Annotated in this window: 15 protein-coding genes; 6 read left to right on the top strand and 9 right to left on the bottom strand. The window is 70.5% G+C overall.

What is annotated here, in order from left to right:
• Positions 1–185: 185 nt before the first annotated feature.
• The 3 genes from ACIBMZ_RS21150 to ACIBMZ_RS21140 all read left to right on the top strand — a co-directional run bounded on the left by ACIBMZ_RS21150 (position 186) and on the right by ACIBMZ_RS21140 (position 5,092).
• Entirely contained in the window at positions 186–1,472 is a 1,287-nt protein-coding gene (locus ACIBMZ_RS21150) for an AAA family ATPase (protein ID WP_396696295.1), read from the top strand.
• A 27-nt stretch (positions 1,473–1,499) separates the two neighbouring features.
• Entirely contained in the window at positions 1,500–2,528 is a 1,029-nt protein-coding gene (locus tag ACIBMZ_RS21145) for a ParB/RepB/Spo0J family partition protein (protein WP_396696293.1), read from the top strand.
• A 1,553-nt stretch (positions 2,529–4,081) separates the two neighbouring features.
• A complete protein-coding gene (locus ACIBMZ_RS21140) occupies positions 4,082–5,092 on the top strand; it encodes a hypothetical protein (protein WP_396696291.1) in 1,011 nt (336 codons plus the stop codon).
• Between the two features lie 50 nt (positions 5,093–5,142).
• Here ACIBMZ_RS21140 and ACIBMZ_RS21135 read toward each other — a convergent pair whose 3' ends face one another.
• Both ACIBMZ_RS21135 and ACIBMZ_RS21130 read right to left on the bottom strand, forming a co-directional pair.
• Positions 5,143–6,132, bottom strand: coding sequence for a D-alanine--D-alanine ligase (locus tag ACIBMZ_RS21135; RefSeq protein WP_396696289.1), 990 nt, complete (start codon positions 6,130–6,132; stop codon positions 5,143–5,145).
• Between the two features lie 8 nt (positions 6,133–6,140).
• Positions 6,141–7,454, bottom strand: coding sequence for a PLP-dependent aminotransferase family protein (locus ACIBMZ_RS21130; protein WP_396696287.1), 1,314 nt, complete (start codon positions 7,452–7,454; stop codon positions 6,141–6,143).
• A 291-nt stretch (positions 7,455–7,745) separates the two neighbouring features.
• On the opposite strand from ACIBMZ_RS21130, the gene ACIBMZ_RS21125 reads away from it, so the two are divergent.
• On the top strand, positions 7,746–8,414 hold the full coding sequence (locus tag ACIBMZ_RS21125) for a GNAT family N-acetyltransferase (protein ID WP_396696285.1): 669 nt from the start codon (positions 7,746–7,748) through the stop codon (positions 8,412–8,414).
• Between the two features lie 17 nt (positions 8,415–8,431).
• Here the strand turns inward: ACIBMZ_RS21125 and ACIBMZ_RS21120 are convergent, their stop codons facing one another.
• From ACIBMZ_RS21120 to murJ, 7 genes are all read right to left on the bottom strand, one after another.
• Complete coding sequence (locus ACIBMZ_RS21120; protein WP_396696283.1) at positions 8,432–9,598, bottom strand: N-acetylmuramoyl-L-alanine amidase; 1,167 nt, start codon at positions 9,596–9,598, stop codon at positions 8,432–8,434.
• 209 nt (positions 9,599–9,807) lie between these two features.
• The gene (gene trxA / locus ACIBMZ_RS21115; protein ID WP_396696281.1) at positions 9,808–10,131 is read right to left on the bottom strand and encodes a thioredoxin; all 324 of its coding nucleotides are present in this window, start codon (positions 10,129–10,131) and stop codon (positions 9,808–9,810) included.
• Positions 10,132–10,162: 31 nt separating this feature from the next.
• Positions 10,163–11,113 (bottom strand): thioredoxin-disulfide reductase, encoded by a 951-nt coding sequence (gene trxB / locus ACIBMZ_RS21110; protein WP_396696644.1) that lies wholly within the window; start codon positions 11,111–11,113, stop codon positions 10,163–10,165.
• A 175-nt stretch (positions 11,114–11,288) separates the two neighbouring features.
• Positions 11,289–12,356: a hypothetical protein gene (locus ACIBMZ_RS21105; RefSeq protein WP_396696279.1), complete on the bottom strand. Its 1,068-nt coding sequence runs from the start codon at positions 12,354–12,356 to the stop codon at positions 11,289–11,291.
• The gene (gene sigM, locus ACIBMZ_RS21100; protein ID WP_396696277.1) at positions 12,353–13,081 is read right to left on the bottom strand and encodes an RNA polymerase sigma factor SigM; all 729 of its coding nucleotides are present in this window, start codon (positions 13,079–13,081) and stop codon (positions 12,353–12,355) included. Before sigM ends, ACIBMZ_RS21105 begins: the two co-directional genes overlap by 4 nt.
• A 40-nt stretch (positions 13,082–13,121) precedes the next feature.
• On the bottom strand, positions 13,122–14,726 hold the full coding sequence (locus tag ACIBMZ_RS21095) for a protein kinase family protein (RefSeq protein WP_396696275.1): 1,605 nt from the start codon (positions 14,724–14,726) through the stop codon (positions 13,122–13,124).
• A gap of 443 nt (positions 14,727–15,169) precedes the next feature.
• A complete protein-coding gene (murJ, locus tag ACIBMZ_RS21090) occupies positions 15,170–16,921 on the bottom strand; it encodes a murein biosynthesis integral membrane protein MurJ (protein ID WP_396696273.1) in 1,752 nt (583 codons plus the stop codon).
• A gap of 125 nt (positions 16,922–17,046) precedes the next feature.
• On the opposite strand from murJ, the gene ACIBMZ_RS21085 reads away from it, so the two are divergent.
• Positions 17,047–18,507, top strand: coding sequence for a CCA tRNA nucleotidyltransferase (locus ACIBMZ_RS21085; protein ID WP_396696271.1), 1,461 nt, complete (start codon positions 17,047–17,049; stop codon positions 18,505–18,507).
• A gap of 244 nt (positions 18,508–18,751) precedes the next feature.
• Entirely contained in the window at positions 18,752–20,818 is a 2,067-nt protein-coding gene (locus ACIBMZ_RS21080; RefSeq protein WP_396696269.1) for a S8 family serine peptidase, read from the top strand.
• The last annotated feature ends 145 nt before the right edge of the window (positions 20,819–20,963 follow it).

Genomic DNA, 20,963 nt, shown 5'->3' with positions numbered 1-20,963 from the left:
GAACCCGACGTGGACCCGCCACGCCTATGCGCCGTAGGCTGACCGCGCGTCGATAGTGTGGAGCGGGCGGCGATGGGTCTCCCCGAAGGCCGGCCGCTCCCGCCGGGGGGTACCTCTGCGAGGACAGCGCGAGAGGCCCGGGTGACGGGTGCAGACCGACCATCCGAAGCGGGCAGGGATGACAGGTGCATGACGACGGCAGGTACGACGATCCGCGCGTGACCGGGTCAGCGGGCGACCCTGTTTCACGTGAAACCGACTACCCACGCTGGCGCTCGCAGGACCCGGCGGAGTCCATGCGGGACAGGCCGACCTCTGGCGTACCGTGGTCCCCGAGTCCGGAATTCTCGTCCGGTCGGGACGCGTCGGACGGGGCCGGTCGACCCGTGAACGCCACCCCCGACGCCCGTGTGATCCCCATCCGCCGCAACACCTCAGCCGCCGCGCGATTCGAGGCGGCGACATACCAAGCGGTCCCTGGAGTGGTACCTGACCCCCGCCCGGCCCCCGACACGCCTACCCCTTCGGGTGGGCCCTACGAGCCGGCCGACACCGAGGCCGCGTACGTTTCACGTGAAACCCCGACGCGCGAAGAGGATGATCCACCGTTGGCAATGGAGGCGATGCGCGCCGTGCAGATCCTGAACCCCAGTGGCGAGGTGACCATGCCTCGGCCGGACCGGACCCGGGTCATGTGCGTCGCGAACCAGAAGGGCGGCGTAGGAAAGACCACGACGACGGTGAACCTCGCAGTGGCCTTGGCGCTGCACGGCAACCGGGTACTCGTGGTCGATCTCGATCCGCAGGGCAATGCCTCCACGGGGCTGAACGTGCCGCACCACACCGGTGTGCCGGACGTCTACGACTGCCTGATCAACTCCGTCCCGCTGGAGGAGGTGGCCCAGGCGGTCGAGGGCATCCCCAACCTCTGGTGCGTACCGGCGACCATCGACTTGGCCGGTGCGGAGATCGAGCTGGTCTCGGTGGTGGCTCGTGAGTCGCGGCTTGCCCGCGCCATCACCGCCTACCCCGGGCACTTCGACTACGTCTTCATCGACTGCCCGCCCTCGCTCGGCCTGCTGACCGTGAACGCGTTGGTCGCGGCCCAGGAGGTGCTCATCCCGATCCAGTGCGAGTACTACGCGCTCGAAGGGCTGAACCAGCTCATCAACAACATCAACCTGGTACGCCAGCATCTCAACCCGCAGCTCGAGGTCTCCACGATCCTGCTCACCATGTACGACCGGCGGACCCGCCTGGCGGACGCGGTCGAGCAGGACGTGCGGAACCACTTCGGCGACAAGGTGCTCCAGGCGGTGATCCCACGAAACGTACGTGTCTCCGAGGCACCCAGCTACGGCCAGTCGGTGATGACCTACGATCCCGGATCGCGGGGGGCGACGAGTTACTTCGAGGCCGCCCAGGAGATCGCCGAGCGTGGCGTCAAGGAGCCGGTGAGCCGGAATGCGTAGTGCGGAAGAGGCGCTGGGAGGCGTGGCATGAAGAACCGTCCTCGGGGCGGTCTGGGGCGGGGCCTGGGGGCACTCATCCCGACCGGGCCGGCACAGGAGCCGGATGGTGCCGCTGCCGGCGCCGTGACGAACGGGGCCATCACGAACGGGGCCGTCGGTGCGCCCGAGGTGGCCGCGCCGCCCGTACCGGAAGCGCCGCTCCCCGCGGTCAGCCTTGAGCCGGTCCTCAGCCCGGTGCCCGGTGCCCGGTTCGCCGAGATCTCGGTCGACTCGATCGTGCCCAACCCGAAGCAACCTCGGCAGGTCTTCGACGAGGAGGCGCTGGAGGAGCTGAAGACCTCGATCCAGGAGGTGGGCTTCCTTCAGCCGATCGTGGTCCGGCAGCTCGACGACGAGAAGTTCGAACTCGTCATGGGCGAGCGGCGGTGGCGGGCCGCCCAGGCAGTCGGCCGGGAGAGTATCCCGGCGATCGTTCGCGACACCCGCGACGACGCGATGCTGCGGGACGCCCTGCTGGAGAACATCCACCGGGCCAACCTCAACCCGCTTGAAGAGGCCGCCGCCTACCAGCAGCTCCTGGAGGAGTTCGGGGCCACCCACGAGGAGCTTGCCCGCCGTATCGGGCGCAGCCGCCCGCAGATCTCGAACACCATCCGCCTGCTCAATCTCCCGGCCCAGGTACAGCGGCGAGTGGCTGCCGGAGTGCTCTCTGCCGGTCACGCTCGGGCGCTGCTCAGCCTGGAGGACGCGGAGACCCAGGAACAGCTCGCGCTCCGGATCGTGGCCGAGGGACTGTCGGTCCGCGCCACCGAAGAGATCGTGGCGCTGTCGCTCAGCGACGGCCCGAGTACGAAGGAGTCGGCCAAGCGTCGGCCGAAGCCGGTCGCCCCGGCCCTGAACGACCTCGCCGATCGACTCTCCGATCGGTTCGACACCCGAGTGAAGGTCGACATCGGTCGGAGCAAGGGCAAGATCACGATCGAGTTCGCGACGGTCGACGATCTGGAGCGGATTGTCGGCATCATCGGAGTCGAGTCCGAGGAAGCACAGGACTGAGCCACCCTCGTCCCACCGACGGCCGCGTCCCGAATGGGCGCGGCCGTTCTCGTCGCCCCCAGGGACCCCAGCCCGTCTGGGCGACAGTTCCTACGGCCTTCTGGCGACGGTGAGACCGCCTCTCTGGTCCCTGGCGAAGCTTCGACGCATCGGACGGCTACGAGCCCGCTCAGCGGTCGGCAGAAGGGAAGCCGAGGGACTGGCGGGAGGTGGGTCCGTCGCAGGGCGGCCGAAAGGCGCGAAGTCGAGGGCTGGCGAGGGCCCGAGACGAAGACGCCCCTGCGTGAGGGACGACGGCCAAGGAGACAGGTCATGACCGGTAGGAGGGGACGGTTCAGAGGAAGGGGCAGGGTAAAAGGGTCGAGGAAGGCGGCAGCCAGCACGGAAAGAGCAAGAGCGCAGAGACTGAGAAGGAAAGGTACGGGCGACGGAGGTCTGCGACTCGTCCTGGTTCTCGCGCCGCCCGTGGGCGTTGCGGCTGTGGGCGGGAGATCCCCCACCCCTACGCGGGCCGATCTTTGGAAGCAATGGCCGTGCGGCGTGGTCGAGTATCTGCCCGGCCGACTCCACCAGACCGGTCACGTGTGCCAAAAGCCACGAGCCCTGGCGGCGGAGAGACATCGAGCCCTGGATGATCGCCGCCGGATGAGGCCGACGTGCCGGTTGAACGTCGCCGTGCCTTCAACACGGGTGGCGATCGGGCCGGCGATGATTGAGGCGAGGTCCCGCTTGAGCGGCTCGTTTCACGTGAAACGAGCCGCCGCTGCGATCCGCATCCGTCGCATCCGTGCCCGATCCCGCTCGGGCACGGAGCGCACGCGAGGGCGCAGCAGACCTGTCCGTCGCCCGGTACCACAGCGCCCCGAGAGGGCCGCCCGTCCGCCCGTCCGAACAGGCATCCAGTGAGCAGGCGCGGCACCGTCGAACCAGCGTTCTTCGGTAGGCGCAGAACGCGCGCGCTCCAATGCCTGCTCGCCGCTGAGTGCGCGAGGTCAGTGCGCGAAGCGGAGAGGTGCGGGAGATGCGGAGGTCGGTGGTGCGCGAAGTCGACCACAGAAACGCGAGCCGGAGGGCGAGTCATCCGGTCGGCCGGACTTCGGCGAGGCATCCCGAGATCCGATGAGTGCGCGGCGTCGCCCCGCCCGGCAGCCGTCCCATCGCGGAGATCCGTAAGAGGCGGGCGTACGACGGACTCGACAGTCACGAGAACCGCTGACGCGACGCCCCGGCAGTGTCGCCCCTGGACGCCGGACTCGACCGCGCCAGCCCCAGGAAGGCACCGTTTCACGTGAAACGAGTGGCGGCGGTAGTGGTCGCGGGTGGTCCAGAAGTTATCCACACCGGTTGTCCACAGGCTCGCGCCGTTTCACGTGAAACGAAGGCCGAAAACCCTTGTCGAACTGGGGATCGCGACGACCGTACGTAGACGTGCAAGCCTGTGGATAACTCTGGGGAAAGCGGGAGAGTGCTGCTGTCCCGCGATCCGAGCCGCAGTGGAATCGAACATGCTTCGGGTAGGGACACTGGTGCCGTACTCGGTTAGGGTCAGCCTCGTGCACGACACCCCTCCCTCAGTCCCGGACTTCACCCAGTGGCCGTCTTTCCCCTTCGAAGGTGACCTGCAAGTCAAGCGACTCGACGAACCGGTCGCGGTGGAGCCGCCCCGCAAGGGCGAGGCGCACCGCGAATGCACTGCATGTCAGGCTCCCGACGAGGCGTACATCTGGGTGGGTGAGCGGTGGCGCGTACGGGCCATGGACCGCCCCACCGGCCTGCCGATAGTCCTCATCCTGGAGTCCCGGTCGCACCTCGATCTCGGCGACCTGCCCAACCTGCTCGCGGCCGAGCTGGGGGTGATGACGGTACGGCTGGAGCGCGCCATCCGCTCGCTCGACGGGGTGGCCCGGGTACACGTCAACCGCTGGGGCGACGGGTCGGCGCACCTGCACCTCTGGTTCCTGGCCCGACCGTACGGGCGACTCCAACTGCGCGGGACGTTCCTCTCCCTCTGGGATTCGATCCTGCCGCCCATCTCCGAGGACAAGTGGCGGGAGAACCTGGCCCTGGTCGCCGCCTGGCTCGCGGAGTTCGGCGGTCGGCCGTTGGCCGAGCCACCTCGGATCCAGTGGCAGGCGCCGTCAAGCCTCGCTGCGCAGGCGGCACCCGCGCAGGAGAGTCAGCCGAGTGAGGGCGGGTCACTGCTGGACGCCATCGGCGAGGCGGCCGAACCGCCGGACGTACCCCTGGTCGACGACCTCGCCGCCCGGCCGAGCGCGCCCGGCACGATGCTCCCCGAGCGGGCCGCCGAGGAAGCGGGCGACGAGGAAGCGGGCGACGAAGCTACGGACGGGCCGGTGTCGGACGTCGAGGAGGCGCACGCCGGGGACGAGGACGCCGCACCGACGGCTGAGGTCGACGGTCTGTCCGTGGACCGCCCCGGGGAGGCCGATGAGACGGCCGGGGCGACGGGCACTGCGGAACCGACCGCACCGGACTCCGGCGGGGGGAGCACGCGCGTCACCCCGCAACAGCGTTCAGCGGGCGCCCACGGGGCGAACGGCTGATCGACAGGCCCGGAGTGGGTGAGGATCCGAACGGAGTCGTCAGGAGGCTCTCAGCGGGCGGCGGCTCGGCCGACCAGGTCGGCGATCACCTGACCGAAGTCCAGCCCGGCGGCCTGCACCGCGAGTGGCAGCAGCGACGTCTCGGTCATGCCTGGGGAGACGTTGACCTCCAGTACGTGCGGCTGCCCGGCCGGGTCGACGATCAGGTCGACGCGGCTGAGGTCCCGTAGACCGAGTGCGGTGTGGGCGGCCAGCGCCACCTCCGCCACCGCGTCGGCCACCGCCGCGTCCAGCCGGGCCGGCGTATGCCAGGTGGTCCGGCCGGCGGTGTAGCGGGCGGCGTAGTCGTAGACCCCGTTGCGGGGCACGATCTCGACCGGCGGCAGGGCCCGGGGGCCGTCGCCCAGGTCGATGACGGAGACGGCCACGTCCATGCCGGGCACGTACCGCTCGACGAGCGCAGTCGAGTCGTACGCGAAACAACCGACCATGGCGGCCGGGAGGGACGCGGCGTCCCGGACCACGGCGGCACCCAGTCCGGAACCACCCTGCGCGGGCTTCACCATCAGCGGCAGCCCGAGCCGGGCGACGATGCGGTCCAGCACGGCCACCGCGCCCAACTCGCTGAACCGGTCGTGTGGCAGCGCCACCCAGTCGGGGGTGGCGATCCCGGCCTCGCGCAGCACCGTCTTCGCCGACGGCTTGTCCCAGGCGAGACGGGAGGCGCGGGAGTCACACCCGACGTACGGCACGCCGCAGAGGTCGAGGACGCCACGCAGCGAGCCGTCCTCGCCGGTGGCGCCGTGCAGGGCGATCACCACGGCGTCCGGCGGGTCGGAGTCCAGCGCGGGCAGCAGGGCCACGTCCGCGTCCCGCAGCTCGGCCTCCATCCCGACGGAGCGCAGCGCGTCGAGCACCCGGCGGCCGGAACGCAAAGACACGTCCCGTTCGTACGACAGGCCACCGGCGAGCACGAGGACGCGGAGGTCGGTGGTGGCGGGACCGGACACGGCGGATTCTCTGGCAGCGGTGGCACCCATGCCGGGCATCATGCCAAGTCGGGACCCGGGGTGTCGGAGCCGGCCCGACCTCGCCGCGCGTCCGGCGCGCCGACCGCCCCGAACACCCGCCGCATGGCGATGTCCTGCTCCATCACGCTGGCCAGCCGACGGACCCCCTCGCGGATCCGCTCCGGCGACGGGAACGAGAAGTTGAGCCGCATGTGGCCGTTGCCGGTGCCGTCGGCGTAGAAGCCGGTGCCGGGCACATAGGCCACCCGGGCGGCGATCGCCCGGGGCATCATCGCCTTCGAGTCCAGGCCCTCGGGCAGCGTCGCCCAGACGAAGAGACCGCCACCGGGGACGGTCCAGCTCGTCCCGGCCGGCATCAGGTCCGCCAGGGAGGCCAGCATCGCGTCCCGCCGCTCCCGGTAGACCTCCCGGTAGACCTTCAACTGCTCCCGCCACGGCATGGTGCTCAGGTAGGTGCTCACGGCGGCCTGGGCGTACGCGCTGGGGCAGAGGATCTGCGCCTCGCTGGCGATGACCAGCTTGTCGCGCACGGCGTGCGGGGCGAGGATCCAACCGACCCGCAGCCCCGGGGCGAACGTCTTGGAGAAGGTGCTGAGGTAGAAGACCCCGTCCCGGCGGCGAGCGCGCAGCGGTGCCGGCGCCTCGCTCTCGAAACCCAGTTGGCCGTACGGGTCGTCCTCGATCACGAGCAGGCCCGCACGCTCGCAGATGTCCAGGACCCGTTCCCGGCGTTCCTCGCTCAGCGTCACGCCGGCCGGGTTCTGGTAGGTGGGGATGGTGTAGAGGAACTTCACCCGCCGCCCGGCCCGGGCCTGCTCGGCGATGGCGATCTCCAACGCCTCGGGGATCAGGCCGTCGTCGTCCATGGGCACGTGCACGACCTGTGCCTGGGCGGCCTGGAACACTCCGAGTGCGCCGACGTAGGTCGGCCCCTCGGCGAGCACCACGTCACCCGGATCGAGGAAGAGCCGGGCCACCAGGTCGAGCGCCTGCTGGCCGCCGACCGTCACCACCACGTCCTCGGGCGAGGCGCCGCAGGCGGCGTCGATCCCGGAGAGGGCCATCACCTCGCAGATCCGCTCGCGCAGCTCCAGCGTGCCCTGGCCGATGCCGTACTGCAGGCTGGTGGTGCCGTGCTCGGCGGCGAGCCGGCCGAGCATCTCACCGACGGCGTCCAGCGGGAGCGCGGCGATGTACGGGGCACCGCCGGCGAGCGAGACCACCTCCGGGCGGCTGGCGACCGCGAACAGTGCGCGGATCTCCGAGGCGGTCATGCCCCGCACCCGGCGGGCGTACCGGTCGGTGTAGTCGTCGAGTGTCGTGCCGGTCATGACATCACCTCGATGCTGCTCGGACAGCTCCCGTCCGGGGATACCCAGGACACCGGCGACCATGGCGACACGGCGCGCCGAGTGTCGATGGTAGCCGCCGAACACCGCCACGAGCGCCCTCGATTACCGCGCGTCCACATGCCGGACCGGTGTCGACCGTGCCTGGGGTGGGCATTCGCGCGTCCCCTCCCGCGTCGCCGATCGGCGGCGTACGATCGCTCGTCGGGGGCAGGGATGCGGCGGAGCCGTCCGGGCCGGTCCCGAGTCTGAGCCTAGTGTGGGGAAGCGCCAATGTCGCGACGTCTGGTCAGTCTGACCCTGGACACGCTGGAGGACCTGCCCCGTCCGTGCCGGCAGTGCGTCTACTGGGAGCTTGATCCGGTTTCCGCCGATCGCGCCTGCGCCGCTGGTGACCCCGGACTGGAGAAGGAGGCGTGGGTCTCCCAGACCCTGCTGGAGTGGGGTTCCTGCGGCAAGCTGATCTACGTCGACGGCATGCCCGCCGGTTTCGTCATGTACGCCCCGCCCGCCTACGTGCCGCGCTCGATGGCCTTTCCGACGTCGCCGGTGTCGGCCGACGCGGCGCTGCTGACCACCGCCAACGTGGTGCCGGCCTTCGCCGGTGGCGGGTTGGGCCGGATGCTGGTGCAGGGGGTCGCCCGCGACCTGACCAAGCGGGGCATCAAGGCGATCGAGGCGTTCGGTGACGCCAAGTTCGGTGACGCCGCCGATCCCGCCGGGGCGTGCGTCGCACCCGCCGACTTCTTTCTCTCGGTGGGCTTCAAGACCGTCCGGCCGCACCCCCGCTACCCGCGTCTGCGGCTGGAGCTTCGGACGGCGTTGAGCTGGAAGTCGGACGTCGAGTACGCGCTGGAGAAGCTGCTCGGCTCGATGAGCCCGGAGTCGCTGCTGCGTCCGGTCCGGCCCGCCCCGGCCACCCGCTCCACCACGGCGGGCTGACGACCTGCACCGGGCGGTCAGTCGACCACGGTGCCCGCGGCGACCGCCGCCCGCAGTTCGCTCACGTCGATCGAGCCGGTCGGCACGTCCCGCTCGATCGGCAGGTACATCCGTTGCACCGCCGCCACGATCGCCTCGACCAGCCGGTCGCGGAACCGGGGGTCGATCAGCCGTGCCCGGTCGGCCGGTGAGGTGAGGTAGCAGACCTCGACGCGTACCGCCGGCATCCGGGTGATCCGCAGCAGGTCCCACGCCTTGGCGTGGGTACGGCAGTCCCGCAGCCCGGTACGCGCGACGATCTCCCGCTGGACCAGCCCGGCCAGCCGCTCGCCGGTCGCCGACGTCACTCCGTTGTCGGTGCCGTAGTGGTACGTGGCGACGCCTTCGGCCTCCGGGTTGGCGTGCCCGTCGACGTGCAGCGAGATGAACACGTCCGCGCCGAGCGAGTTGGCCAGTTGCGCCCGGTCGATGTCGGGCAGACAGGTCTCCGAGGCCGGTCCCCGGGTGAGCTGCACCCGTACGCCCGACGCGGCGAGTCGCCCTTCGAGCCGACTGGCCAGGTCGTGCACCAGGTCCGCCTCGGTCCAGCGCAGCGGGCCGTCGGGCACCACCACGCCCGGGTCGGTGCCGCCGTGTCCCGGGTCGATGACCACGGTGCGACCGACCAGGGTCGGCCCGGACTGCCGGATAGCGTCGGACTCGCGGAGCCACTGCGGGCGACCGCCGACCACCTTACGGCCGAGCCGGCGTAGCGCGTCCATGGTCTGCGGGCCGCAGGTGCCGTCCGGTGCCAGCCCCACCTCGCGCTGGAACTGGGCCACCGCCCGTGAGGTGCGGATGCCGTAGATGGCGTCGGCGCGGCCGGTGTCGTACCCCATCTCCAGCAGGCGTTCCTGCAACGACCGGACGTCTTCGCCGGTGAGCGGCACCGGGACGGCGTGGTAGAGGGTGCGGGCGCCGAGCCGCCAGCGGGCTGCGTCGAGCGCCCGCCAGGTCTCGGCACCGACCCGGCCGTCGACGCTGAGCCCCCGGGACTGCTGGAACGCCCGTACGGCCCGCTCGGTGGCGGGGTCGAACTCGTCGCTGAACGGACCGGTCGCCTTGGAGAGCAGGTCGAGGCTGGTCAGCACCGCTCGGATCTCGATCACTGCGGGTCCCCGGTCACCGGGACGGATCGGACGCACGTTCGGCCCCCTCTGCACGATCGGTGGCTTACCGGGCCCTGCGTCGGCACGCGTGGCAGTGCGACGGGGACCCAGGTGCTCACCGGCGTCCGGCGGCCCCGTAGTTCGAGGTTAGGCGCTGGGCGTTCGGCGCGGGTGCGGGCGGGGAAAAACGCGTCGACCCCGCCCCCGGTGGTCCCGGGACGGGGTCGACGGTCACAGCGCTGAGGTCAGAGCGCCGATTCGATCAGCTTGACCAGCTCGCCCTTGGGCTTGGCGCCGGCGATCGACTGCACCGGCTCGCCGTTCTTGAAGACGGTGAGCGTCGGCACCGACATCACCCGGTAGGCGCGGGCGGTTTCCGGGTTCTCGTCGATGTTGAGCTTGACGATGCTGACCAGGTCGCCCATCTCGCCGGCGATCTCCTCCAGCAGTGGCGACACCTTGCGGCACGGCGCGCACCACTCGGCCCAGAAATCCACCAGGACCGGCTTGTCGGACTTGAGTACGTCTGCGGCGAAACTAGCGTCGGTAACCGACTTGGTTGCTCCCACTGTGTGACCCCTCCTCCGGGATGTCTCTCGTTCAGCCCTTGGGCAGCGTGGCGATGAAGCGTTCCGCGTCGAGTGCGGCGGCGCAACCGGTGCCGGCCGCGGTGATGGCCTGCCGGTACGTGTGGTCGACCAGGTCACCGGCGGCGAAGACGCCCGGGATGCTGGTCCGGGTGCTGGGGGCCTGGACCTTGACGTAACCCTCGTCGTCCATGTCCACCTGGCCCCGGAACAGTTCGCTCCGCGGGTCGTGCCCGATCGCCACGAAGACGCCGGTCACGTCGAGAACCTTGGCCTCGCCGGTGTGCACGTTGCGTACCCGTACCCCGGTGACCTTGCCGTCCGCGCCGAGGACCTCCTCGACCACGGTGTTCCACTCGACCTTGATCTTGTCGTTGCCCAGCGCCCGCTCCGCCATGATCTTGCTGGCCCGGAACGAGTCGCGCCGGTGGATGATGGTCACCGACTCGGCGAAGCGGGTCAGGAAGCTGGCCTCCTCCATCGCCGAGTCACCACCGCCGACCACCACGATGTGCTGGTTGCGAAAGAAGAAGCCGTCGCAGGTGGCACAGGACGAGACGCCGTGGCCCAGGTACTCCTGCTCACCCGGTACGCCGAGCGGTCGCCAGGCGGAACCGGTGGCGAGGATGACGGCCGAGGCGCGGTAGGCGCTCTCACCGACCCAGACGGTGCTCACCGCGCCCGGGTGGCCGGTGTCGGCCAACTCGACCCGGGTGACGTCGTCGGTCAGGAACTCGGCCCCGAACCGCTCGGCCTGCTTGCGCATGTTGTCCATCAGTTCGGGACCGAGGATGCCGTCCGCGAAGCCGGGGAAGTTCTCCACCTCGGTGGTGGTCATCAACGCGCCGCCGGACTGTACGCCCTCGATGACCAGCGGGTTGAGGTTCGCCCGCGCCGCGTAGACCGCAGCGGTGTATCCCGCCGGCCCGGAGCCGATGATGATCAGGTTGCGGACCTCGTCCACTGCCATCTCCCAATCGTGTTGAGCGTCGCCACCGGCGTCGTCCGCCGATGCCGAACCGAGTGCCGACGCGGCGGCATTCTGACCTGCAGAACGTCATCGTACGAAGCGGAGATTCCCGAGCCGGTCATCCGGTGGGTCACGTCACTTGGTCGGCCAAACGTCCGGTGGCCGCGATTCACCCTACCCGCGATCGATAGCGGGTGTCCGAGGCGGATCCGGGGATTCCGCACTCGGGCCCGCTGACCCACGCCCACTGCTCGCCGGAGGCGTCGGTGAAACGCACCACCAGTGCCGGGAGCCCGCCGAAGCGGGCGTAGTCGACGACGTCGAAGACCAGCGGCTGGTCGCCGTGCTCGACACCGATCTCGGCCAGGCAGGCGCTCAACGCCGCCTGGTCGCCGAGCCGGCTGAGTTCACCGGGCACGGCGAGCCGGTTGTCACCCTCCGTGCTGTCCGTGGGACCTCCACCGAACCCGGGGCCCTTCATCACCGTCGGCCCGGCGAGGCTCTCCGGCGTGTAGTCGGACCCGGTGCGCAACGGCGGACTGGCGATCCGGAACGGGGTGGGGGCCGACGCGGCGGCGCGGTCCGGCGACGCGGCCTCGGGCGCCTGCCCGGCCGGGTCCTCCGGATAGGCATGGGGCATGACCGGACTGGTGCCCCGATCGCTCAGGGCCGTCCCCGCCGTCGAGTCTCCGGCCTGCTGCGGCCGGGACAGTTGCAGGGCGCCGAGGCCGACCACCGCCGCGGCGGCCAACGCGACCGGTCCGGCCAGCCGGGCCCAGCGGCGCCGACGCCGACCCGGGTGGCTCGGGGTGGCGCGCTCCTGGCCCGGCCGTGGGCTGCCGCCGGGCCGCCGGGTGCCGCCGAGCGGCTGGGCCGGCACCGGCGAGGGCTTCGTCGCGGCATGGTCGCCATCCGTGGTCGCCGCGTCGTCGGTGTCGAGGTCCTCCTCGGGTACGCCGACCGAGGGCACGGCCGTCGGGAGGTCGGCGTCGCGCAACGCGGCGAGGATCCGGTCGCTGACCGCTGGCGGCATCTCGACCGGCGGCGTGCCCCAGTCGACCAACTCGTCCTGTACCTCGTCCATCGACGGGGCGAGTCGGGCGTGCGCCTGCGCCCACTCCGGGTCCTGCTCCACGAGGCGGGCGACCTCGGCCTGCTGCGGGGTGCCGTCCAGCGCGCCACCGAGGTAATCGGCGAGCAGGTCGAGGTCGACCCCGCTGAACTCCCCGGTACTCACGATTCCTCCTGGATGGCATCCGGGCGATGACTTCCCGACCTCGATCGGACGCCGTGTGGGGCTCCGGGGTTCCCCCGGGTGATCCGCGGCACCTCAGCGGCACCGGCGGGTGCCGGTTCGCTGCCGGTGCGCAGGTGTCCGAGCAGGAGCGCCAACCGGGCGCGACCTCGGGCGCACCGACTCTTCACGGTGCCCTCGGCGACGCCGAGGATCCGCGCGACCTCGGCGACCGGGTAGCCCTGCACGTCCACCAGGACCAGGGCGGCCCGCTGCTCGGTCGGCAGAGTGGCCAGCGCCTCCCGGACCACCATCGCGGTGTCGTGATCGCGTACGGGCGCGGTCGGTTCGGTGCCACCGGTGCCGCCACCGGCCTCGGCGTCGTGTGTACCGTCCGGCAGCGGCACCGTGGGATGGGCCTGCCGACGGCGGATGCGGTCGAGGCAGGCGTTCACCACGATCCGGTGCAACCAGGTGGTGACGGCGGCGTCGCCCCGGAACCGCGCGGCGGCACGGTGGGCCGACAGCATCGCGTCCTGGAGCGCGTCGGCGGCCTCCTCGCGGTCACCGAGGGTACGCAGGGCGACCGCCCAGAGCCGGTCCCGGTGCCGCAGGAACAGCGTGGCGAACGCGTCCCGGTCACCGTCGACGTGCGCGCGGAGCAGGTCGATGTCGCTGACCGCCCCGTCCGGCGGTACGCCGGCAGCGTCCCGGCCGCGTACCTCCATCACCGGGTCCGCTGGGTGTGCCGCTCCGGTGGAGACCAGATCATGACCCCTGGACCGTGATCTCCTGGACGCCGAGCTTGAAGCCACCGTTGTTCGACGGCAACTCGGTGATCCAGAACATGAGGTAGCGGTACTTCTGGTCGGCGTCGAAGCCGTTGAAGGTCATCGTGGTGCCGTCGTGCTCCTCGAAGGGCTGCCCGATCGCGCCGTTCTTGAACGCGTCCACGATCTGGCGGTCACCGGCGCTGTTCGAGGGGGCTTCTACGGTGCCGGTGAGCAGCGACGCGGAGGCCCCGGTGCTGGAGAGGTGGACCTGCACCGACTTGACCGTCCGCTCGGCGCCGAGGTCGACCCAGACCCCCATGCCTTCCTTGAGGTTGCCGAAGTTGCTCCGGTTGTACGTCTCCGTGGACCAGCCCTCGTCCCGGTCACCGTCGAAGACCTTCTCGGCGTCGCGGACCTCACTGCGGTCGCCGCTGTCCGGATCGATGATCCGGGCGGCGCTGATCTGGAGGTTCCGTACGGCGGGGGGCGGGGGCGGATCCTCGCTCACCGGGGCGCTGGACGTGGGCGCGGCGACCGGGTCGGTCTGCGGGCTGTCGTCGTCGCCACCGAGGGCGCTGATTCCGACGAGCAGGCCGACCAGGGCCACCACCAGAACACCGGCGATACCCAGGGCCACCTTCCGCCCGCCTGCGGCTGCCAGCGGCGAGGGCTCGTCACCGGACTCGGCGGCGAAGCGCAGCGGACCGCTGTTGTCGAGGTAGTCGTCGTCGGCGGGTACGTCGAGTCGGGCCAACTCGGCGGCGAGCACGTCGGACGAGGGCGGGGCGATCCCGCCGTCGAGCAGGTCCGTGGTGAGGTCGTCGAGGTAGGCCGGCACTCCGGCCCGGACCTGACGGGGAGCCGCCACCACGCCGTTGGCGTCGCGTACCGCGTCCGGGATGGCCGCCCGACCGTGCCCGGCGGTGGCGCCCCGCAGCGGCGCCTCGGTGTGCGGCCAGTAGCCGGTCAGCGCGTAGTAGAGGACACCGCCGACCGCTCGGACGTCGCTCTCCTGGCTGTCGTCGCCGTCGGTCCGCGCGTCGGCCAGCACCACCCGGCCGTCGTCGCTGATCATCACCGTGCCGGGGTGCACGTTGCCGTGCACCATGCCGGTGGCGTGCACGGAGGCCAGCGCGCTGGCGACCGCACTGCCGACGGCGGTGGCCCGGGCACCGTCCAGCGGCCCGTCCGCGACCAGTTCCCGCAGGGAACGCCCGTCGACCCACTCGCGTACGACGTAGGCCCGGTCGGCCTCGTCGATGGCGTCGTAGACGCCGACCAGATTGGGGTGAACGACCCGGCTCGCGGCGACCGCGGCCTGGAGCATCTCGGTGGCGGAGTCGCCGCCCGGGTAGCGCATCACGACCGCGACGGGTCGGCGGAGCACGACGTCGACCCCGCGCCAGACCAACCGGCCCGCGCTGTCGTTGTTGATGTGCTCGACCAGTTCGTACCGCTCGGCGAGGATCTCACCGACCGCCGGAGCACCGAAGGTCATGACCGGCGGAGTGGTCTCGTCCGCGTCCTGACCCTCGCCGACCTGGGTCACCCGTCCTCCCTCGGTGATCGTGTCGATCGATGGACCCGCGCTGCTGGGCATCTGACTTCCCGCTCCGCATTCGTGTGGCACCGGACGGACCGGTCCCGCGATGTGACGCGCGCCGTTCCTGCCGTACCCGTCGAGAGCGACCTTACCTGGGTTGGCCCGCTCCCCGACATGTCATCTTCCCGCCGTCGCCGGCCGGGGAGTTCGCAGTCAGGCGGACTCGTCCCGTTGCGACCGATGTCAGCCACGTTGCCGGTACATGTAGTTGCCAATCTAGAGGTCGTCCACAATCGGCTGCCGCAGGGGCGGTACCGAGAGCGACGGCGGGTACGACGTCAGCGGGTTCCCGTCGAACGGCTGACCATACTCGGCCTTCCGGTTGGTTATCCACAGGCCGATCCGGCAGTTGAGCGGCGACTCACGGAGTTATCCACAGGTACATCCCCAGCCTGGTGATCCTCGGTCACGCTCAGTGCACCGGTGCCCGACGTCGGTGATCAACGCCCGAGACGGCTGCGGACCATGCCGATCACCTCGGTGATCTCGGAGATCCGCAGGACCGTGGCCAGCCCGAGATAGGTACCGCCGATCACCGCGCCACCCACCACGAGCTGCACGATCGCCTCCAGGCGAGTCGGCGTGTCGCCCCCGGGCAGCAGAGCGACCACCAGCAGACCGACCAGTGCCGAACCGAGCGCGGCGACGGCGACGCGGCCGAGGGTCCGCAGGATCGCACCCAGCCCGATCCGCCCCACCCGGGGCCGCAGCAGCCAGGCGGAGATGATGGCGGCGGCCAGGTAGGAGACCGTATTGCCGATCATCATCCCGGCGCCCGCGAAGCTCGCCGAGAAGGCCAGGAACAGCGCGATCTGCACGCCGATCCGTAGCGCGACCACCGGAATGTTGATCAGCGCCGGGGTGCGGGTGTCCGGCAGTGCGTAGAAGGCGAAGGTGAAGAGCTGGCTGATCGCGAACGGCACCAGCGCCAGCGCGGCGGCGAGCAGCACCAGCGACGTCGCACTGGCGTTGTCCTCGTCGAACGCGCCCCACCGGAACAGCGTGAACGCGATCGGGGTGGCGAGCACGGCGTAGCAGACCGCGATCGGCGCGAGCACGGCCGACACGGTGCGGGTGCCCCGGGACAGGTCGGCGGCGAGGTCGGCGTACCGGCCGTCGGCCGCGGCGGCGCTCATCCGGGGCATCAACGCCGTGATGATCGATACGGCGATGATGCCGTGCGCGGTCATCAACAGCAGAAACACGTTGTTGTAGATCAACGGACCGGCGGAGTTTTCCTTGCCGGCGCGGTTCAACAGGTTGAACAGCACGATCAGGCCGATCTGGCTGACCGCCACGTAGCAGATCATCCATGCGCCGAGTCGGCCCAGCTCGGCCAGCCCGAGCTTGCGGAAGTCGAACCGCAGCTTCCACCTGAAGCCGACCTTGCGCAGCGCCGGCATCAGGCCGGCGACCTGGACGGCGACGCCGAGCAGGGTGCCGCCACCGATCAGCAGGATCCGCCCGGTGGTCATGTCCTCCGGGCCGACGATCTCGGCACCGAAGATCCCGATATAGAGGCCGGCGGTGCCGATCACCACCAGGTTGTTGAGGATCGGCGCCCACATCGGCGCGGCGAAGTGGCCCCTGGTGTTGAGCACGGCACTGATCAGTGCGCTCAGGCCGGAGAAGAAGATCATCGGCAGCATGAGCCGGGCCAGCATGGTGACCAGACCCGAGTAGCCGGGTGCGGACTCGCTGGCACCGTAGAGCCAGGTCAGCGGTGCGGCGAGGGCGACCGCGAGCAGGGCGGCGGCGCCGAGTGCCAGCAGCGCCAGGGTCAACAACCGCTGGGTGTACGCCTGTCCGCCGTCGCTGTCCGCCTTGCGTCGGCGAACCAGCACCGGGATCAGCACGCTGGTCAGGATGCCGCCGAGTAGGAACTCGTAGACCATTCCGGGCAGGATCTGCGCGGTGGTGTAGGCGTCGCCCACCAACGCCCCGCCGAGCGCCGCGCCGATGACCAGGTTGCGCAGGAAGCCCGTACCTCGGCTGACCAGGCTGCCGATCGCCATGACCGCGCTGTTGGTCGCGGCGCTGGCCTCGCCGACCTGCTCCTGGGGTGGCGCGACCGACTCGACGGCCGGCTGGTTCAGCGGGTCGGCGGAGATGAACGTGGCACCGTCGTCCGGCCGGCCGCCGGGCGCGCCGCCCTGCGCGGCGTTCGCGCTGCGGTAGAGCCCGCCGCTCATGCTGTGCCTCCCAGGGGTACGCCGGAGCCGTACCGGCCCGCACGCCACAGACCTTAGTCAACCCCGGCCTGTTACCCGCGCCCGGCGGAGGAGATGCCGATCTGGACCGATAGGCTGCTGGTCCGATGTCCGAAGCCGCCGCATCCCACACCACCGACCGCCGCGAACTCACCGCCGCGCAGCGCAACGCCGTCGCCGAACTCCTCCGAGTCTCCCCGGTCGCCGACGAGTTGGGTCGCCGGTTCGCCGCCGCCGGCCACGAACTGCACCTCGTGGGCGGTTCGGTACGTGACGCACTGCTCGGCCGACTCGGCGACGACCTCGACTTCTGCACCGACGCCCACCCGGACCAGACACTCGCGGTCGTACGCGGCTGGGCCGAGGCGATCTGGGAGACCGGCCGGGAGTTCGGCACCATCGGCTGCCAGCGCGACGGCCTGCGGCTGGAGATCACCACCTTCCGTGCCGAGTCCTACGACCAGGTCACCCGTAATCCGACGGTTCAGTACGGCAGCAGCCTGATCGAGGATCTGCGGCGGCGTGACTTCACCGTCAACGCGATGGCGGTGAGCCTGCCCGAGCACCGGTTCACCGACCCGTACGGCGGGCTGGCCGACCTGGCGGCGAAGGTGGTGCGTACCCCCGGCACGCCCGCCGAGTCCTTCGGCGACGATCCGCTGCGGATGCTGCGGGCCGCCCGTTTCGCCGCGCAGCTCCGTTTCGCGGTCCACCCGGACGTGCACGCGGCGATGAGCCGGATGGCGGCCGACCTGGACCGGATCACCGCCGAGCGGATCCGTGACGAGTTCACCAAGCTGCTCACCGGAGCCGACCCGATCACCGGGCTGCGGCTACTGGTGGACACCGGGCTGGCCGAGCGCTTCCTGCCGGAGCTGACCGGCCTGAAGCTGGAGATCGACGAGCACGCCCAGCACAAGGACGTCTACGAGCACACCCTCACGGTGGTCCGCAACGCGATCTCGTACGAGCAGGACGGGCCGGACTTCGTCCTGCGGATGGCCGCGTTGATGCACGACGTCGGCAAACCGGCCACCAAGTCGGTCGGTACGGACGGGCGGGTCAGCTTCCACCACCACGAGGTGGTGGGTGCCCGGCTGACCAAGGCGCGGATGAAGGCGCTGCGCTACCCGAAGGACGTCACCGCCAAGGTCACCGAGCTGGTCGCGTTGCACCTGCGGTTCTACGGCTACGGTCGGGGCGAGTGGACCGACTCGGCGGTACGGCGGTACGTGACCGACGCCGGTGACCTGCTGCCCCGTCTGCACAAGCTGACCCGGTCCGACTGCACCACCCGTAACCGCCGCAAGGCCGCCCAGCTCGCCGCCGACTACGACGCGCTGGAGGAGCGGATCGCCCGGATCGCGGCCGAGGAGGACCTGGCCCGGGTCCGGCCCGATCTCGACGGCAACGCGATCATGGAGTTGCTCGGCGTACCGCCGGGGCCGATCGTGGGCCGTGCCTGGAAGCACCTCAAGGACCTACGCCTGGAGCGCGGGCCGCTGGATCGCGACACCGCCGAGGCCGAGCTGCTGCGCTGGGCGCGCGAGGAGGGCATCGTCGGCTGACCGCCGTCGTCATGCCATCGCGGACACCGCGCCGACCCGACGTCCATCGTGGCTCGTTCCGTCGGGGCAGGACGCTACGACGAAACGCCGACGTTTCGACCGAAAGGTTGAGACGGGTCGTTGCGGCGGTCGTACATGATGTTGCTACGTCTCTTCAGCTCGCAGATTCACTGCCGAAGCGAGACGATCCACTGTCCGTCCGACCGGCCCACCGGCGCGGTCGACACAACGGGGAGATCATTTAGTGAAACGCCGTGGCGTACTGCGCCGCTCGGCGGCGGCCGGGCTCGCCCTCGCGACCGCCTCCTCCATCATCACCGTCGCCAGCGGCCAAGCCGCGCTGGCGACCACCCCTGACGAGCCCGCGCGGGCCGAGGTGCGCGGCACCGAGCGCTCCGACGTCGTGCCGGGTCGCTACATCGTCGTGCTGAAGGACCAACGGGCCACCTACACCTCGGTCCGGACCATCGCCGCCACGCTCACCCGGGCCAACGGCGGCAACGTCCGGCAGGTCTTCGGTACGGCGCTGAGCGGCTTCTCGGCCTCGATGAGCAAGCAGCAGGCCGAGAAGGTGGCGGCGAATCCGGCCGTCGCCTACGTGGAACCGGTCCGTCGGGTGTCGGCCAGTGGCACCCAAAGCAACCCACCGTCCTGGGGACTCGACCGGCTCGACCAGGCGTCCGCGAAGCTGAACAAGAGCTTCAAGTACCCGAACACGGGCAGCAGTGTCACCGCGTACATCGTGGACACCGGTATCAACACGAAGCACCAGGACTTCGGCGGCCGGGCCGTCATGGGGTACGACTACTTCGCCGAGCCGCCCGTGGACCCCGAGCCGGGTGATCCTACGCCGGAGCCGCCGCAGGAGGACTGCGACGGCCACGGCACGCACGTGGCCGGCACCGTCGGCGGCGCCAAGTACGGCGTTGCCAAGCAGGTCAAGCTCGTCGGCGTACGGGTGCTCGACTGTGAGGGTTGGGGCACCACCGACAGCGTGATCGCCGGCATCAACTGGGTCACCGAGAACGCACAGCAACCGGCCGTGGCCAATGTGAGCCTCGGTGGTGGCGTGTCGTCGGCGATCGACGCGGCCGTGCGAAAGTCCATCGACTCGGGCGTCACCTTCGCGATCGCGGCCGGTAACGAGTCACAGAACGCCTGCGACGTCTCCCCGGCCCGGGTGCCGGACGCCATCACGGTGGGCGCCACCGACCAAATCGACATGCGGGCGTGGTTCTCGAACTACGGCAAGTGCCTCGACGTGTTCGCCCCCGGCGTCAGCATCGTCTCGGCCCGGCACGACAACAACACCGGCAGCGTCGGGATGAGCGGCACCTCGATGGCCGCTCCGCACGTGGCCGGCGCGGCGGCCCTCCTGTTGCACAGCAACCCGACGTGGAAGCCGAAGCAGGTCCGCGACCGGATCGTCACCACCGGCATCGCCGGTGCGGTGTACGACCCGAAGGGTTCGATGGACCGGCTGCTCACCGTCGGCTCGGTCACTCAGGCCCGCAGCGGGTACGGATTGAAGGCCAGCTCCAACGGCAAGTTCGTCACCGCCGCCAGCACCAAGAAGGCGCTCGTCAACAACGGGTCGAGCCTGGGCACTGCGCAGCGGTACGACGTCGTCAACGCCGGCAGCGGGTTGGTCGCGCTGCGCTCCAAGAGCACCGGCCGATACGTGGTTGCGCCGAGCAAGGGCACCAAGCCGCTGATCGCCAGCCACAAGACGATCGTCACGGCGGGCAAGTTCACGATCGTGCACCACACCGACGGGACGATCAGCCTCAAGGCCAAGGTCAACGGTAAGTACGTCACCGCGGCGAAGTCCGGCAAGTCGTCGCTGAAGGCGAGCAAGACCAGCGTCGGCTCCTCGGAGAAGTTCACCTTCGACGCGCCGGCCCCGGTGGTCACCATCAAGGCCAAGGCGAGCAACAGGTACGTGGTCGCGGGCAGCAAGCCGCTGATCGCCACCAGCAAGTCGGTCACCAAGTCGACCAAGTACCAGATGGTCAACCGGGGCAACGGGTTCTTCTACCTCAAGGCCCTGGCCAACAACCGTTACGTGATCGCGGCGAGCAAGGGCAGCAAGCCGCTGATCGCCAACAGCAAGTCGACCGGCACGTACCAGACGTTCGACTTCCTGGACTACAACCCGGACGGCTCGGTCTACCTCGGCGCTCGGGACGGCCAGGCGGTCACCGCAGGCAAGGCCGGCAACAAGCAGTTGATCTCCAGCAAGAACATCAACTGGAACAGGGAGGACCTGGGGCTCGGCAACGGCGAGAAGTTCTTCTTCGCCATCGCCTGACCTCTCGTACCACCCCCGGCGCCCCCCCGCGGCCCCCCCCCCGGGGGGCCCCCCCCGGGGGGGGGGCCGGGGGGGGGGGGGGGGGCCGGGCGGGGGGGGCCCCCCCTGGCGGGTAGAGGGGGCAGGCCAGCCCGGGGAAACCCCA

This window comes from Micromonospora sp. NPDC049900 (assembly GCF_044461025.1).
Classification (GTDB): Bacteria; Actinomycetota; Actinomycetes; order Mycobacteriales; family Micromonosporaceae; genus Micromonospora.
The sequence above is the reverse complement of the archived record's forward strand: the minus strand, read 5'-3'. Positions and strand labels throughout refer to the sequence as shown.